Genomic DNA, 16,578 nt, shown 5'->3' with positions numbered 1-16,578 from the left:
AAGATGAAGATAGAATAAAATATAACAGGAGCTGAGAAATTTGTATATATTGAATGAGGAAGCAAACTTACAGGAAATCGATGACAAATCTTATCGGAAGATACTTGGCAGCAATGGCTCCCTTATGATGGTGGAGGTCCATTTCAAGGAAGGCGGTATCGGGACTTCCCATAATCATATTCATGAGCAAATCAGTTATGTTGTTAAAGGCCAATTTTGTGTAACTGTGGATGGCGAGGAGAAAATTCTTAATCCAGGTGATGGCTTTTATGCCGGCAAGAATGTATTGCACGGTTTGATCGCATTGAAGGATTCAATTATTGTGGATGTATTCACCCCCATTCGGGAAGAATTCTCTTGCCTACATTGAAGCAGCCTGAGTAAAATAACCCGAACTTGGTAGTACAGTAAGGAAAAAGTGCTGATTGGACTGGAGCAGGGTATCACGACTGATTATAAGAAGTAGGCGGTCTAAGTTGAGCAAATAGATTTGAAATACTTTTGTTCAGCTCAGGAAACCTGCTTTTTTTGTGATAAAATAGATCAGGAACAAGGGCATACGATAGCGATGGAGGGTGAAGCCATTGACAGTACGCCACATGAAGATTTTTGTGATGGTATGTGAGGAAAACAGTATTACCAAAGCTGCGGAAAGGCTTCATATTGCACAGCCTGCCGTGAGCATTGCCGTAAAGGAGCTGGAGGAACATTATCATGTCCGGTTGTTTGACCGCATCTCCCGCCGGCTCTATCTTACTGATATCGGCAGGAGCTTTCTTGAGTATGCGACCCATATTGTTTCACTGTTTGATGACATGGAAAGCAATATGCGCCGGTGGGAGCGTTCCGAAAAGCTTCGAATCGGTGCGTCCATCACAGTGGGGACTCACTTTATGCCGCAGTATGTCCGTGCCTTTTATGAAACGCATCCCCAGTCAGGAATAGAGGTTTTTATCGGAAGCTCCGAACTGATAGAGAAAAAGATCCTGCAAAGTGAACTGGATTTTGCCCTGATTGAAGGGGCGGTCCATTCCGATCATATCCTCAGTGAGACCTATCAAAAGGACCATTTGGCTGTCATCTGCAGTCCGTCTGATCCTCTCTGCGGAAAGGGTACGATTCCTGTGGGACAGATGCTTTCCAGACCGTTGCTGCTGCGGGAAAAGGGAAGCGGCACAAGGGAACTGTTTGATCATGCCCTGGCAGCTCTGGAATATACGTACACCCCATCCTGGGAGAGTACCAGTACGGAGGCTCTGATTAATGCAGTCCGGGAGGGCCTTGGTGTTTCGGTTCTGTCCGATATTCTGGTACAGGAGGAACTGAAAAAAGGAACGATTGTGGAATTGAAAGTAGAAAAGCTGCATCTTGACCGGGGGTTCCGTGTCATTTATCATAAAAACAAGTTTCTCACCAATACCTCAAAGGAATTCATGGAAATGTGCAAGGGCTTCAGGGAAGAGACGGAGAACTAAGTCTTTCAATCCATGTGGAAAAGGAGAAAATACAGTGAAGAACAGGATAAAGGTTATCTCTTATAATATTCATGCCGGCAGAGATGCAGACGGGGGCTTCAATCTGGACAGGATTGCTCATATTATAGCGGAAGAAAATGCGGATATGGTTGGACTCAATGAAGTGGATCATGGTACACGCAGAAGCAAAGGTATGGATCAGGCAAAATATATTGCTGGCAGGTTACATTGTCACTATGCATTTGGAAAGGCTATCGATCACAGTGGCGGAGAATATGGGAATGCCTTTCTCAGCAAATATCCTATTGTCGCATCAAGAAACCATAGGCTGCCAATTCATAGCTCAGGGATAAGTGAGCTAAGGTCGATGCTGGAATGTGATGTGAATAGGAATGGCAAATTGATAAAGGTTTGTACCACCCATCTCGGATTGAGTAAGGCGGAGAGACAATTATCCATAGAATATATTTCCGGTGTGTTACGGACCATGGGTACCAGCGTTGTTTTGCTGGGAGATTTTAATCTTGTGCATGCGAAAGATTTTGAAGAACTATTACCTCTTAAGGAGGTGCTTAAAGACACGGCAGAAGATATCGGGGACGGTTCTGATTTAATGACATTTGACTCAAAGAACCCAGGTACAAAGATTGACTATATATTGGCTTCAAGGGATATGAAAACTTTGGATACCTATACACGGGCCTCTCTGGCGTCGGATCATCTGCCGCTTATATGTGAATTGGAATTTTAATAAAAGCCTGAAGCGATACAGAGAAGTCGGAAAAAGTGAAACAAGGATAATCTGTGACCCTTTTTTGTGTTTTTTTTGCTGGCGAATTGCTTGACAGACCCCGGAGCGGATGATAAAGTTTATATGTATCATGAAAATGGAGAAACAATGAAATGCAATGTATCTGCCCGCTTGATTTGCCGGAGATACAGGGCTTTGTTTTTACCCGACCGTAAGGTTTTCCGAGCGGAAAGGCACTTCGGTGTGCGGAGGTTTTGTTGCGGATGACTCTCTTTCTGTCTGGAAAGGGAGTTTTTTATTTGGAAAGGAGCAAGTCTTATGGAAAAGAGAATCGGGATTGTGGGCATTGTGGTACAGAATCTTTCTTCCGCGGATCGCGTCAACGCCGTTTTGCATGAGCATGCCGATTTGATTGTCGGAAGGATGGGCATCCCGTATCGGGAACGGGGAGTATCGGTGATATCGCTGATTGTGGATGGAACCAATGATGAGATCAGCGCCATGACCGGCAAACTGGGCCGGATTTCTGCTGTTACAGTGAAGTCCATGATTTCAAGGATCGATCGGTAGCCGAAAACTGCTTAACACGCCAGGGGGACACCCTTATATAGCCGGGCAGTCCGTTCATGAGGGAAAGAATAAAGAAAGGAAGCGCAGGTTATGAATTTTCTCGACAAGTATCAAAAGGAGTTTGCGGAGTACGATAAACTGGACCATGATTTTATCGATGAAGATAAAATATGGGCACAGCTGAACAAGTGGGAAAACCCATCCAAAGCGGATGTGCGCCGTGTGCTGAAAAAGGCGGAGCAGTGCGTGCGGCTGGAGCCCGAAGAAACTGCGATATTGATTCAGAATCAGGACGAGAGCACTATACAGGAGATGTATGAACTGGCTCATCAGCTGAAGGAAGAAGTGTACGGAGACCGGATCGTGTTTTTTGCGCCGCTTTATATCAGCGATGAATGTGCAAACAACTGCCGTTATTGCGGTTTTCGCTCCAGCAATAAGGCGATGAAGCGCAGGACTCTCAGCATGGACGAGATTGAGAAGGAAGTCCGGATTATGATTGGGGAAGGCCAGAAGCGCACCGTGCTTGTGTACGGGGAATCCCCGAAGACCAATGTCGATTTTATGTGCGATACCGTACGGAAGGTATACAGTGTAAAAACGGAACATGGGGAAATCCGGCGTGCCAATATCAACTGCGCTCCGCTTACGGTGGAGGAACTGAAAAAGCTTAAAAAAGTGGGAATCGGCACCTTTCAGGTTTTTCAGGAGACGTATCATCGGGAAACCTATCACAAAATGCATCCGGAAGGAACGATCAAGGGACATTACCGCTGGAGGCTTTACAGCATGGACCGGGCGCAGCAGGCAAAGGTGGACGACAACGGCATCGGTGTCCTGTTCGGACTGTATGACTGGCGCTTTGAAGTGATGGGACTCTTGTATCACACCATACATCTGGAGCAAACCTTTAACGGCGTGGGGCCTCACACGATTTCTTTCCCGCGGATCACGCCCGCCACCGATACGCCTTATTCCGATCATCCCGAGTATAAAGTGAATGACGAAGACTTCAAGAAGCTGGTGGCGGTTCTGCGTCTCAGCGTGCCCTATACGGGTATGATCTGTACCGCGCGGGAGCCGGAAGCCGTCCGGAAACAGGTGCTTTCCTTCGGGGTATCCCAGATCGACGCAGGGACGCGGATTGGAGTAGGCGCCTATGCTGCCTCCAAAAAGGCAAATTCCATGCCGGATCAGGAGCAGTTTTCCATCGGCGACGACCGTTCTTTGGACGGTGTTGTACAGGAGGTATGCGATATGGGCGCCATTCCTTCCTTTTGTACGGCATGTTACCGCGCCGGACGTACAGGCGAACAGTTCATGAAAGTGGCGAAATCCCGGTTTGTGCATAACTACTGTATTCCCAACGCGATCTTTACACTGAAGGAATATCTGTTGGACTACGCAACACCGGAAACAAAGGCCAAAGGAGAAAAAACCCTCCGGAATCATGTGGAACAATTCAAGGGCGAACCCGTTTACGACACGATTCAAAAGAATCTGAAGAGAATCGAAAACGGAGAACGGGATCTGCGCCTGTAGGAGTGGCGTATTATGACTTTGTCAGGGAATGCCGATACCTTTTCAGATTGGATGAATGCTGCAGGCAGGCGGGAGCTTGCCGGGATGATTCGATTTTTTTGTGAACAGGCAGCGCCGGAGGACAGGGAGAAACTTTGTCTTGCAGCCAATGAGCTGCGGGAAAGGTATTATGGAAAGAAAGTGTATTTCCGGGGGCTGATCGAATTTTCCAGCTATTGCAGAAACAATTGTTATTACTGCGGTTTGCGCAGGGACAACGAAAACGCCAGGAGATACCGCCTGACCGAAGAGAAAATCCTGGACTGCTGCCGGAAAGGCCATCGGCTGGGCTTTCGCACCTTTGTCCTGCAAAGCGGGGAGGACGGATACTTTACGGATGGCAGGCTGTGTTCCCTGATAGCGGAGATAAAGGGAAGATTTCCCGACTGTGCGGTGACCCTTTCCATTGGAGAGCGGAGCCGGGATTCTTATCAGCGGTTGTTTGAAACCGGTGCGGACCGTTATCTGCTCCGTCACGAAACGGCGGCGGAAGGGCATTACAGGAAGCTGCACCCCCCGGAGCTCAGCCTGGAGAACCGGAAGCGGTGCCTGTATGATCTGAAGGAAATCGGGTACCAGGTAGGGGCCGGATTTATGGTGCAGTCGCCTGGTCAGAGCTATGATACCCTGGCGGAGGATTTTCTGTTTCTGCGGGAGCTGAAGCCCCATATGATCGGCATCGGCCCGTTTGTTCCGCAGAAGGATACCCGTTTCCGGGATTATGATACGCCGTCTGCCGATCGGACTGTGGTGTTGCTGTCCCTGCTGCGCATTCTGCTGCCAAAGGTTTTGCTTCCCGCCACAACGGCTCTGGGTACGGTGGATGCCCTGGGACGGGAAAAAGGCCTCCGGGCCGGTGCCAATGTGGTGATGCCGAATCTTTCCCCTGTGGAGCACCGAAAGGATTATGCTCTGTATGACAATAAAATCTGCACCGGAGAGGAAGCGGCGGAATGTCTGTCCTGCCTTTCCCGCCGGATTGTCCGGGCAGGATTTGAACCGGATTTTTCCCGCGGGGATCATGCGGACAGGCAGAAGAAAGGGGTCGTGTAATGGAAGATATGAATGCAACACCCATGGCAAACCGATTTGCCATCGGGCTGTTTGGAAAGCGAAACTCCGGGAAGTCTTCCCTGATCAATGCGCTGACCGGACAGAATGTTGCCGTTGCGTCGGAAGTGCCGGGAACGACGACGGATCCTGTGCGCAAGACCATGGAATTACTGCCCGTTGGCCCCGTGGTACTCATTGATACGGCGGGACTGGATGATACGGGCGGGCTCGGCGTTCTTCGCGTTGAAAAAACCTATGAAGTTCTGCGCAAATGCAATCTGGCAGTTGTCGTCGTGGATGTGGAAGCCGGTCTCACCAGGTGCGAGGAGGATTTTATCCGGCAGCTCCGACAGAGGAAAATCCCGGCCATTCTGGTTCTCAATCAATGCGATAAGCGGATTCCCGAAACCCCGGGGACGAAACGTATTCAAAAGCAGGCCGCGATCCCTGTGGTATGTACCAGCGCAAAAAACGGATTTGGGATCGATCAATTGAAACAGCAGATCATTGCAAACTCTGATTCTGAGGATATGGAACCGGCTTTGGCAGGCGATCTGGTCCGGGAGGGGGAAGCCGCCGTACTGGTGACGCCCATCGATAAGGCGGCTCCCAAAGGCAGATTGATTCTTCCCCAGCAGCAGGTGATCCGGGATATCATTGAAAGAAATGCCATTGCTGTCGTTACGAAGGAGAATAAGCTTACGCTGACGCTGGATCGGCTGAATACGCCGCCTGCCATTGTAATTACCGATTCCCAGGCTTTTCAGAGGGTATCAGGGGACACGCCCCCTGAAGTTCCCATGACCTCCTTTTCCATCCTGTTTGCACGGCAAAAGGCGGATCTTGCCGGGATGGTGCGGGGAGTCCGGCGGATGGAAACGCTGTCGCCGGGAGACAAGGTACTGATTGCCGAAGGCTGTACGCATCACAGGCAGTCGGATGATATCGGTACGGTAAAGATTCCGCGCTGGATTCGAAAGAACGTGGGGGACGGCGTTGAATTTGAATGGACAAGCGGCGCCTGCTTCCCGAAAAATCTTACAGACTATGCCCTGATTGTCCATTGCGGAGGATGCATGCTGAACCGCAGGGAGATGCAGTACCGGGTGGAGACGGCCCGGCAGCAGGGAGTGGCCATTACCAATTACGGAGTTCTGATCGCCTATGTGCTGGGGATCCTCCCCAGGGCACTTCAGCCTTTTCCCGCAGCACGTCTGGCACTGGAGAAATAGGAAAGAAGTCGTTTTGTTCTGTCAGTGGCAGAAAACAAAAACGGCTTCTTTTGAATACTTTGACACTACGGATTATGGATTGGGCGACAATTCGTTGGATGACAGTTTGTTATCCAAACAGCGACAGCAGGATACCGGCAGCCACCGCTGAACCAATTACGCCTGCTACATTGGGGCCCATGGCATGCATGAGAAGAAAGTTGGCCGGGTTTGCTTTTTGCCCTTCGATCTGGGATACCCTTGCGGCCATGGGTACGGCAGATACTCCGGCGGAGCCGATGAGGGGGTTGATCTTCCCCTTTGACAGCCAGCACATCAGTTTCCCAAGCAGCAGCCCGCCGATGGTGCTGAACATAAAGGCGATCAGTCCCAAAGCAACAATCTTTAAAGTCTCCGGTACCAGGAAGCGTTCTGCGACAGCGGTTGCTCCGACAGACACTCCAAGAAAAATCGTAACGATATTCATCATGGCGTTTTGTGCCGTATCGGAAAGCCGATCCACCACGCCGGACTCGCGGAACAGATTGCCCATCATCAGCATTCCAATCAGCGGAGCGACGGAAGGCAGAAGAAGGACGCAAAAAAGTGTCACAAATATAGGAAAGCATATTTTTTCCCGTTTGGATACTTCCCGTATCTGTTCCATTTTGATTTCCCGCTCCTTTTTTGTTGTGAGAAGCCGCATCAGGGGAGGCTGAATCAATGGGATCAGCGCCATATAGGAGTAAGCTGCGATGGCGATGGGAGGCAGAAGGTGCGGGGCAAGCCGGGTCGTCAGATAGATGGCGGTGGGGCCGTCTGCTCCGCCTATAATGCCGATGGGAGACGCTTCCTGAGGGGTAAATCCCAGTGCGTTGGCAATGGTGAATGCAGTAAAGATCCCCAGCTGTGCTGCGGCACCCATGAGCAGTCCGGACGGCCTTGCAATCAGGGGGCCAAAATCCGTCATGGTCCCGATCCCCAGGAAGATCAGGGAAGGATAGATTCCCAGTCTGACTCCCTGATAAAGATAATACAGGAGGCCTCCCGGTTGGCCTGAGTCACCTGGTTCTGTCATAAGCCCGGCCAGCGGCAGGTTGGCCAGCAGCATGCCAAATGAAATGGGCAGCAGCAGCAACGGTTCGAATTTTTTTACAATGGCTAGATAGATAAGGATACAGGCGATTCCAATCATGATACACTGCTGCCACGTGATGGCGGCAAAGCCGGAACCAGCCCAGATGGATTTCAATGTATTGACAAACACTCTATCACCTCATTATTTAGTACAAAGGGATACCTCCATGGATGCGGAGGAAATTCTCAAAGGTCATGGCTCATTCCTGTCCTGTTCTTCGCAGGTTACACTACGAACCCTGCGGATGGTCTGTTTTGGAGTCCTTCTTCAGGAGTCCTGACAACAGGGTAATCAATCCGGAGAGGACAGCAAGCACAAAAAACACCAAAACCATACTGAATAATGAGATCGATAAACTTTGAGATATGGATAAATGATCTGTTATGGACATCATATCACCCTTTCTGTTTGTATTTCATACGGCAGAAGGAGTGCTGGCTTTATGATTCGAAAAAAGGTGGGGAGTTTTTGCAAACTGCCCGCCTGGAAATTCAGGAATCTTTAAAACGTCTCTTCCTTGATGAACCGTAATTTTAATATATATTTCATTGTACCAATTTTATCATACCACGGCACATCCTTGTTGTCAATTATTTAACAGACTTTCCGGCCCATTCTTCCTGCATTATCCTTCGCCCATTGGCTTCGTGTTCAGGGACTCCAGCAGTGCAAGCATATCTTTGGGCAGGGAAGAAACGATTTTTGTTTCCCTGCCGGTTATGGGATGAAGAAACCGGAGGCTTTGGGAATGTAACGCCTGCCGGTCGATCCGGGTGGTTGGAATATCCGAATACAGGGTATCCCCGATCAGGGGATGCCCTATGGCCCGGCAATGGACCCGAATCTGATGTGTCCGGCCCGTTTCCAGGTCAAAATGAAGAACGGAGGCATCCCGGAAGGCTTTCAGTACCCGGTAGTGGGTAACGGACGGCGCCCCGTCCGGGGAAGTCTCCCGGAGAAGAATGGATCCCGGTGTTCTGGCAATGGGAAAGTCGATGGTGCCCGATTTCTCCTTCAGGCAGCCATGGACAATTCCGATATATTCTTTTCGATAATCATTTGTTTTCATCTGACGGATCAGCTGATCCTGTACAAACTGATTTTTTGCAAACAGGATGACTCCTGTTGTTCCCTGGTCCAGCCGGCCTACCGGCCGTATTTTTCTGTGAAGTCCTCTCTTCTGGTAATAATACAGCAGTCCGTTCGCCATGGTGTTTTCCATATTGCCTTTGATGGGGTGAATGATTTTCCCCGGCGGTTTGTCCAGTGCAATGACCGATTCGTCTTCATAGAGAATGTTCAGATCCATTTTCACAGGCCGGACATTTTTGGATTCCTCCTCAAAGTCGATGGAAGCTTCCACCACATCCCCGCATTGTACGGCATGGTTCATATAAACCGGAGCCCGGTTGCAAAGTACCTGTCCATGATAATGAAGCCGCTTGACCAGGTTCTTGGAAAATCGGAATTCCGATCGTAAAATGCTCTTTACTGTTTTTCCGCTGTCTTTTTCCTCTGTCACATATTGAAACTGCATTGCTTGTTTTCTCCGCCTTTGGGTTCGTATTTCAGGATATCGACTCCATTATTGTGTATTCTACCAGGCCAGTACTTCATGGCCGTCCTCTGTCACCAGCACCATAATCTCCCACTGGGCGGATGACTTTCCGTCTGCGGTATAGATGGTCCAGCCGTTTTTCCTGTCCTGATAGATGCGGCTCGTACCCATATTGATCATGGGCTCTATCGTAAAGATCATACCCGGTACCAGAAGCATCTCGGTATTCCGCCTGGAACAGTATCCAACCCATGGATCTTCGTGAAACTCCAGGCCTACACCATGGCCGCCGATTTCCTTCACCACGGAATATCCGTTTTCCACCGCGTGTTCATGCACAGCCTGGCCCATATCCCCCAGGAATCCCCAGGGCTTTACTTCCTTTAATCCCCGTTCCACACATTCCTTTGTGACCCGTACCAGCTTTTTTCTGTCTTCCTCCACGTTTCCGATGCAGAACATTCTGGACGAATCCGAAAAATAACCGTCCAGTATGGTGGAGGCGTCCACATTGATGATATCTCCGCTTTTCAGAAGCCGGTCCTTTGAAGGGATCCCATGGCAGACTTCTTCGTTGATGGAGGTACAGACGCTTTTGGGAAAGCCTTCGTATCCAAGCTGGGCAGGCGTACCGCCTAGATCGATGGTTTTCTGATAAACGATCCGGTCGATATCTTCCGTGGACATGCCTTCCTGTATCTGCTCTGCAACCGCGTCCAGAACCGCAACGTTGATTTTTGCGCTTTCCCGTATTTTGCTTATCTGCTCCGGGATCTTGATGATTTTCCTGGGCGGGACGATGTGCCCCTTTCTTCGATAGGATGCAATTTTCTCGTCAAACGCCTCGTGGCATTGTTTATATTTTTTCCCGCTGCCGCACCAGCAGCTGTCATTTCTCCCCAATCGCATTTTCGATCAATCTCCTTTCCGTACTTTATTATATCACGTTCCGAAGGAAACTTGCCAGGCTGGGGATGGAATCGATAGCGTCAATTTACTGTAGGGAAAGAAAGAATAGAGACATCCTGAAATATTCTTCTAGCAACAGTGGCCTTGATTGATTTAATTAATTTTAACAGCAATCAATCTTGTCAGCTGCATTTATTCCACGATCTGCTTGACAACGAGCCTCTGCCGGTGTGGCTTACGGCAGATGTCGGCAGCAGCCATCTCTAACAGCGGGATAGGCTTTGGAGCGGTTGCTGCCGTACCTCAATGCTACCACACCGACTTCTCGTTATCAAGCAGCTTTCGCGGCATAAACGCTTGATCTATGTCGTCCCGGCTATTTCTCCTTACGAAGAACGAAAACGCCATAACGAGCTTTATGAAGGGCCTAATAGCGTATTCCGGCCATACTCCTCATCTCATTAAACAGCCCTGTCTTTTTCCCCATGGTAATTACAGTTGGGCTGCTACTCCATGAACCAGCATATCTGCTTTCTGATGATTTCCTTACTTCCTTGATTAACTCATCCTGCAATTCATGTTTCCTGTTCTCCTTCTCCTTAAGCTTCTGTGCCATAACCAGGTCATAGATCCTGCCACCATTTTTCTTATATACGATAAGTTTGGACATCCTGGCAACACCTTTTTCAGACCATCCCTTAGGCCTGCTGCTTAGCCTGCTTGAAAACACATGGCTTATATGACCTTCGGCACTGCATCCTATCAGTTCATGGTCCTTATCAGCCTTTATTTCTATTCCATGCCAGTTATTCAATATGTACCGTCTGGCATCCTTAACTGCCTTCCTCTTCGTTTTGGAAACCGTTTGTTTGAGGATCTTCTTGAAAACATCCTTGACCATGTCCTTGTCCGGCCAATCCAATGCATCCTTCAACTCCTGATAGATGTCTCCATCGTTTAAGTGTGCAGTCGCAGTTATCATATATTTCTTAAGATGAAAATTGTCCAGCACAAACTTGCTTTTGGGAATCCAGTCAAGCCCGGCCTTAATCCATGATGCCCCATCCCCGGAAAGGTATATGGTTTCAATGAAATCCATGTTGTACTGCTTGTCTATATATTCTATGACCTCCAGCCACAGATCCTCGCTCTCATCATACATGCCGCCAAAATATTTAACGTTTTTAAGCCTGGTCCTTGTTTGGCTGCTTTTTTCGGGATCTACGCCTTCATGAACATAAACCAGCCTGGGCATAGCTATCTTGCTTTTATCGTCTTCTCCCTGCAGGGAAACATGATCTTCATCTGCTTCAACATACAGTATCCTGACATCCCTCTTCTTGTCCACCTTATGCTCATGTTCGCTGATCTCAAGGTTATGTATTTTATCCATAACAGCCTGCTTGCTTATTTCGTCCATATATCCGGCTCTTTCTCCACCTTTCCTGTAGCTGCTGTCTATGGCCTCTTCCACCACATTGATCACCACATCCGCACTCACTCTGTCATGTGGCTTAAGACCAACAAGCTCATCAACGAGATATTTCCTTTTGCCACCACTCTTTGGCTTAAAATACGTTCTATTATACTTGATCGTTCCAAAGGTCGTTAAGATCCCTGTCTCATCTTTCCTGACAATCTCCCAATTGTTTTTCCTGACCCCGGACTTTCGAAGCTGTTCATCCATCCCCTCAAGAGTCTCCACCAGTATATTCCGACCAAGTTCAAACAGATCCTCCTGCAGCCCCAGAGTCAGTTCCGCCAGATCCTTACCTTCCCTTAAAAATTCTCTTACCTTATTTTCTGTTTTTCTTGCAAACTCGTTAAAATCTTGTATACTGTACATGGAAGGTGGCACCCTTTCTTGATATTTTTGTTGATGATCAATATTTTAGCAGGATGCCACCTTCTTTTCAATCCTTATGGTAATTTATTACTCTTAATCCCTACGGTAACTTTACGCTAACGATGGAATCGAAAATTATACACTAACGATGGAATGTGTGTTGCCAAACCCGGACAGCAGTGATAAAATTATGACAATTGGCAGGGAAATTATCTTTTTTCTGCCTCCGGCAAAATAACATAGTGAAATATCTGCCGGTACCATTTGTTTGCCGCGCGGGGAGGGCAGACCGTATCGGCGGATGTTTTGCGGCTTTTCAGTCGACATTTGATAGTAGCAGAAAGCAGGTGTAATTTTGGAGAAACGTCCATGGTATCAAAAAAGCATTGAAGAAACCTGTAAAGCACTTGGTACAGACCCCACCACCGGATTGCGATCCGCGGATGTCCGATCCCGGCGGGAAAAATATGGGCCCAATGAACTGGCGCACAAGGAAGGCCCGGGCATTTTTCAGATGTTCGTGGAGCAGCTGAAGGATTATATGGTAATCATTCTGATTATCGCCAGCCTTGTATCCATCGCCATTGGAGAAGTGGTGGATTCCGTGGTGATCATCGGTATTGTCATCATCAATGCCGTTCTTGGCGTTGTGCAGGAGTATCGTGCCGGTAAGGCACTGGAGGCGCTGAAGAAGATGTCTGCGCCCAACGCCAATGTGATCCGCGACGGCAAAACCCAGACCATTCCATCAACTGATCTGGTGCCCGGTGATGTTGTCCTGCTGGAAACCGGTGATTATATTCCTGCTGATGTCCGGCTGGCTTCTTCCGTGAACCTGAAAGTGGAGGAGGCGGCTTTGACGGGGGAATCCGTTCCGGTGGACAAGAATGCCGGCACACAGCTGGAAGGCGATATTGGTCTCGGCGATCAGATCAACTGCGGCTTTATGAGTACCATTGTTACCTATGGCAGGGGAAGCGGCATCGTAATTTCCACCGGCATGCATACCGTCGTGGGAAATATCGCCAAAATGATTCAGGAGGATAAGGAAGGAAACACCCCTCTGCAGAAAAAGCTTGCGCAGATGGGCAAGATGCTGGGCACTGCCTGCCTGATCATTTGCGCAGTTGTCTTTGTTATGGGACTGATTCGTGGGGAAGAGGTTCTTGAAATGTTTATGACCGCTGTCAGTCTTGCTGTCGCGGCTATCCCGGAGGGGCTTCCTGCAGTAGTCACGATTGTGCTGGCCCTGGGCATGCAGCGTATGGTAAAGCACAATTCCATCATGAAGAAGCTTCACGCTGTGGAAACCCTGGGAAGCACAACGGTGATTTGTTCGGATAAGACCGGGACACTGACCCAGAATCAGATGACCATTGTTAAGATGTATACCCCGGGACAGGAAATCGATGTGACCGGAGATGGATATAATCCGACAGGGTCCCTGACCATTCAGGGCAGGGACATCAATCTGCCGGAGCAGCCGGCGGTGGCACGCCTGCTGGAAATACAGGTACTTTGCAATGACTCCCGTCTTGAGCAGGATACGGAAGGCGGTTCCGATGAATGGCGTGTGATCGGGGATCCCACCGAGGGAGCCATGGTGGTTGCAGCTGCCAAGGCGGGGATTGACCGGAACGAAATCAATCGGGAGCAGCCCAGGCTGCAGGAGATTCCCTTTGATTCCCAGCGTAAACTGATGACCACCTTTCATCGGACGAAGGACAATCAGCCAGTGGCATTCACCAAGGGCGCACCGGATATTCTGGTGGAGCGCTGCACGCATATTATGCGCAGCGATGGAACGGTGGTGCCTATATCTCCGGAGGATGTCCAAACGATTATGGCGGAGAATGAGGCCCTGGCAAAACAGGCTTACCGGGTACTGGCCATGGCATTTAAAATCATTCCGGACATTCCGGAGAATCCGACGCCGGAACAGGATGAAAAGGACCTGGTGTTCTGCGGATTGGTGGGTATGATTGACCCGCCCCGGAGCGAAGCCATCGAAGCGATCCGGACCTGCAAATCTGCCGGGATCCGTGCCGTGATGATTACCGGGGATTATCGGGAGACGGCTGCTGCCATTGCCCGTAAGCTGGGCATCATTTCCACAGAAAAGGAAGTATTGACCGGCGCGGAGCTGAATCGCATGGACGACGCGCAGTTGAACAAGGCGGTGAAGACGGTCAGTGTATTTGCCCGGGTTTCCCCTGAGCATAAAGTGCGTATTGTACAGGCACTGAAGGACAACGGCGAGATCACCGCCATGACCGGCGACGGTGTAAACGACGCGCCTGCCCTGAAACGTGCCGATATCGGTGTGGCAATGGGGATTACCGGCACGGATGTCGCCAAGGAAAGCGCAGATATGATTATTACAGACGACAACTTCTCCAGCATTGTTGCAGCTGTGGGGGAAGGCCGTGTGATTTACAGCAACATCCGCAAGTTTGTATTTTTCCTGATGTCCTGCAATGTGGGGGAGATTCTGATTATTTTCCTGGCCATGGTGTTCAACTGGCCGATCCCATTGCTGCCAATTCATCTTTTATGGGTCAACCTGCTGACGGATGCTTTTCCGGCTCTGGCTCTCGGCACCGAGAAAAAGGAACCCGGTCTGATGAAGGATCCGCCCCGTAACCCGAATGAATCCATCATTGACCGCAGAATGACAATATCCATTGCAGTGCAGAGTGTGATTATGACCATTGCGGTATTGGCGTCCTTCTATTATGGGTGGCAGAATCATGGACTGGAAATGGGGCAGACCTATGCGCTGGTTACCTTGATTACCAGTGAACTGCTGCGGGCCTATACCGCACGATCCGAGAAGTATCCCATCTGGAAGATCGGGATATTCAGCAACCGCAGCATGAATCTGGCCTTTGTTTTCTCCTTTGCGCTTATGGCTGTCATCCTGCTTGTCCCGGGGCTGCGGAGTGTGTTTAATGTGGAGCTGTTCCATTGGTATGACTGGGACTTTGTGATTGCGCTTGCCCTTCTTCCGCTGGTATTCGGCGAATTGACCAAGGTGATCCGCAATGCTCTTTCGAAAAGGAAAGGCTGACAGGAAAGACCGCCGATGGGTTGCCCGGTCAAAGAAGTTCACGATTGGAGACAGGAACCGATAGCGTGAGGGGATGACAAATCGTCATCCCCTCACGTCAATACACGCATTTCGCCCTGCCCATTCTTCACCGGACAAATTGCTGTGCGGGACGGTACGAGCCAACAATAAGACCAGCAGGTCATTCTCAATTCGATACACAAGCTTCCTGCATGGCGCGGGACCCAAGCCCAGCCAAATAACCATGAAATAAAGAAAGCCGGCATAGCCTGATGCCATGCCGACAATCGCATTCAATATTTTCTTGACTTACTGCCGCTTTGACCGGGAGCCTTTCTTTTCAGGATCTTGAAATATCTTTAATCCTTTAACGGGCGTTCTGCTCTGCAAGTCTGTTTGTGGAGTTTATATCCCTGCCTTCGTTGAACTGATCCCACATGAGCTTAACGTTGACGGTTGCGCCGGTGTTCTGGCTCTGCGTGTCATCGTTGTCTGCCATGACTTTTGTGGAACCGGTTGTGTAAACGCCTTCTGCATCAGGATCCATGCCAATGCCAAGGAACAGATCCATGCTGTTTCCACTGGGCAGGGACAGCAGTTCAGCATTTTCTTTCAGAACTTCTTCGGACACCTTATCCAGGGCAGAGAGACGGACAAAGTCCACATTGCCGACGGTGAAGATATCACTGGGATCCAGGCCCAGGGATTCTGCAAGCCCGAATACATGTTCATGATCGTTGTTGCCTTTGTAATATTCCCGCTGTATCAGGAGGGCAACCCCCAGCATATCCTTTGCAGTTTCTTCCTTGCCATCGATCCCATTGACATCAAACTGGAGTTTGCTCAGTCTTGCGGCGATGGAGCCGAGGTTCAGGATATCCGAACGGAAGGCCTGTGCATAGCCAGGATACATATTGTTGACGGAAATTTCGATTTCGTCACTGCCGAGTACCTGTGCATTGTAGTCACGGATTTGCTTTCCGATCTCTTTGCTGTCCTTGAGACTGGCATCGAATGATACATCGTTGTAGCCTTCCGCCTGCTTATGGTAATTGTCGATGTTGCCATCCGCTGCGATTTTGTTGTAATCTGTGCCTCTGCGGAAGTACTGCGCATCCACATATCCATTGTCGCCAACACCGTCAATGATGCTCCAGTCGGATCCATTGACCAGTTCATCAGAGCCATACTGTGCGTAAAGGCCCAAGTCCACAAATGTAACATCCAGATCACCGGTTGTGGCTTTTGTGTTGACTTGCAGGGTGTCTGTCCAGTACGCGTACCCAATACCTGCCAGGATCAATGTCATGGCCAGGATCGTGCAGATGAGACTCTTTTTCTTCATACTTTCTCTTCCTTTCCCTTATGTTTTATTGGAATTTATCCTACTTACAGTATAAGGGCTGGCAGCTCTGA

13 protein-coding genes are annotated in these 16,578 nt (G+C 49.4%); 8 read left to right on the top strand and 5 right to left on the bottom strand.

What is annotated here, in order from left to right:
- The first annotated feature begins 40 nt into the window (after positions 1–40).
- The 7 genes from QBE55_02630 to hydF all read left to right on the top strand — a co-directional run bounded on the left by QBE55_02630 (position 41) and on the right by hydF (position 6,662).
- Positions 41–370, top strand: a complete 330-nt coding sequence (locus QBE55_02630) for a cupin domain-containing protein (protein ID WZL79083.1) — start codon at positions 41–43, stop codon at positions 368–370.
- Positions 371–584: 214 nt separating this feature from the next.
- A complete protein-coding gene (locus QBE55_02625) occupies positions 585–1,475 on the top strand; it encodes a LysR family transcriptional regulator (protein ID WZL79082.1) in 891 nt (296 codons plus the stop codon).
- A gap of 34 nt (positions 1,476–1,509) precedes the next feature.
- Complete coding sequence (locus QBE55_02620; protein ID WZL79081.1) at positions 1,510–2,226, top strand: endonuclease/exonuclease/phosphatase family protein; 717 nt, start codon at positions 1,510–1,512, stop codon at positions 2,224–2,226.
- 318 nt (positions 2,227–2,544) lie between these two features.
- Entirely contained in the window at positions 2,545–2,796 is a 252-nt protein-coding gene (locus tag QBE55_02615) for an iron-only hydrogenase system regulator (GenBank protein WZL79080.1), read from the top strand.
- A gap of 90 nt (positions 2,797–2,886) precedes the next feature.
- Positions 2,887–4,338, top strand: coding sequence for a [FeFe] hydrogenase H-cluster radical SAM maturase HydG (gene hydG / locus QBE55_02610; GenBank protein ID WZL79079.1), 1,452 nt, complete (start codon positions 2,887–2,889; stop codon positions 4,336–4,338).
- 12 nt (positions 4,339–4,350) lie between these two features.
- Positions 4,351–5,430 (top strand): [FeFe] hydrogenase H-cluster radical SAM maturase HydE, encoded by a 1,080-nt coding sequence (gene hydE / locus QBE55_02605; protein WZL79078.1) that lies wholly within the window; start codon positions 4,351–4,353, stop codon positions 5,428–5,430.
- Complete coding sequence (hydF, locus tag QBE55_02600; GenBank protein WZL79077.1) at positions 5,430–6,662, top strand: [FeFe] hydrogenase H-cluster maturation GTPase HydF; 1,233 nt, start codon at positions 5,430–5,432, stop codon at positions 6,660–6,662. The genes hydE and hydF overlap by 1 nt, the downstream gene beginning before the upstream one ends.
- 109 nt (positions 6,663–6,771) lie before the next feature.
- Here the strand turns inward: hydF and QBE55_02595 are convergent, their stop codons facing one another.
- The 4 genes from QBE55_02595 to QBE55_02580 form a co-directional block, all read right to left on the bottom strand.
- A complete protein-coding gene (locus tag QBE55_02595; GenBank protein WZL79076.1) occupies positions 6,772–7,908 on the bottom strand; it encodes a sodium ion-translocating decarboxylase subunit beta in 1,137 nt (378 codons plus the stop codon).
- Between the two features lie 496 nt (positions 7,909–8,404).
- Positions 8,405–9,316 (bottom strand): RluA family pseudouridine synthase, encoded by a 912-nt coding sequence (locus tag QBE55_02590; GenBank protein WZL79075.1) that lies wholly within the window; start codon positions 9,314–9,316, stop codon positions 8,405–8,407.
- A gap of 60 nt (positions 9,317–9,376) precedes the next feature.
- Positions 9,377–10,246, bottom strand: coding sequence for a methionyl aminopeptidase (locus QBE55_02585; protein ID WZL79074.1), 870 nt, complete (start codon positions 10,244–10,246; stop codon positions 9,377–9,379).
- A gap of 427 nt (positions 10,247–10,673) precedes the next feature.
- The gene (locus QBE55_02580; GenBank protein ID WZL79073.1) at positions 10,674–12,092 is read right to left on the bottom strand and encodes an ISLre2 family transposase; all 1,419 of its coding nucleotides are present in this window, start codon (positions 12,090–12,092) and stop codon (positions 10,674–10,676) included.
- A gap of 355 nt (positions 12,093–12,447) precedes the next feature.
- Here QBE55_02580 and QBE55_02575 point away from each other — a divergent pair, with 355 nt between their 5' ends.
- Entirely contained in the window at positions 12,448–15,162 is a 2,715-nt protein-coding gene (locus tag QBE55_02575; GenBank protein ID WZL79072.1) for a cation-translocating P-type ATPase, read from the top strand.
- 367 nt (positions 15,163–15,529) lie between these two features.
- On the opposite strand, the gene QBE55_02570 is transcribed toward QBE55_02575, so the two are convergent.
- Complete coding sequence (locus QBE55_02570) at positions 15,530–16,507, bottom strand: signal peptide protein (protein WZL79071.1); 978 nt, start codon at positions 16,505–16,507, stop codon at positions 15,530–15,532.
- Positions 16,508–16,578: the final 71 nt, after the last annotated feature.

The sequence above is a fragment of the Eubacteriales bacterium mix99 genome, from assembly GCA_038396605.1.
GTDB lineage: Bacteria > Bacillota > Clostridia > Caldicoprobacterales > DTU083 > UBA4874.
This window is presented reverse-complemented; position numbering and strand designations above follow the sequence as displayed.

Excerpts from the sequence above, each read along its gene's own strand:
- QBE55_02615 (WZL79080.1), top strand. The coding sequence starts at position 2,545 with ATGGAAAAGAGAATCGGGATTGTGGGCATTGTGGTACAGAATCTTTCT.
- hydG (WZL79079.1), top strand. The coding sequence starts at position 2,887 with ATGAATTTTCTCGACAAGTATCAAAAGGAGTTTGCGGAGTACGATAAA.
- hydE (WZL79078.1), top strand. The coding sequence starts at position 4,351 with ATGACTTTGTCAGGGAATGCCGATACCTTTTCAGATTGGATGAATGCT.
- hydF (WZL79077.1), top strand. The coding sequence starts at position 5,430 with ATGGAAGATATGAATGCAACACCCATGGCAAACCGATTTGCCATCGGG.
- QBE55_02590 (WZL79075.1), bottom strand. The coding sequence starts at position 9,316 with ATGCAGTTTCAATATGTGACAGAGGAAAAAGACAGCGGAAAAACAGTA.
- QBE55_02585 (WZL79074.1), bottom strand. The coding sequence starts at position 10,246 with ATGCGATTGGGGAGAAATGACAGCTGCTGGTGCGGCAGCGGGAAAAAA.
- QBE55_02580 (WZL79073.1), bottom strand. The coding sequence starts at position 12,092 with ATGTACAGTATACAAGATTTTAACGAGTTTGCAAGAAAAACAGAAAAT.
- QBE55_02570 (WZL79071.1), bottom strand. The coding sequence starts at position 16,507 with ATGAAGAAAAAGAGTCTCATCTGCACGATCCTGGCCATGACATTGATC.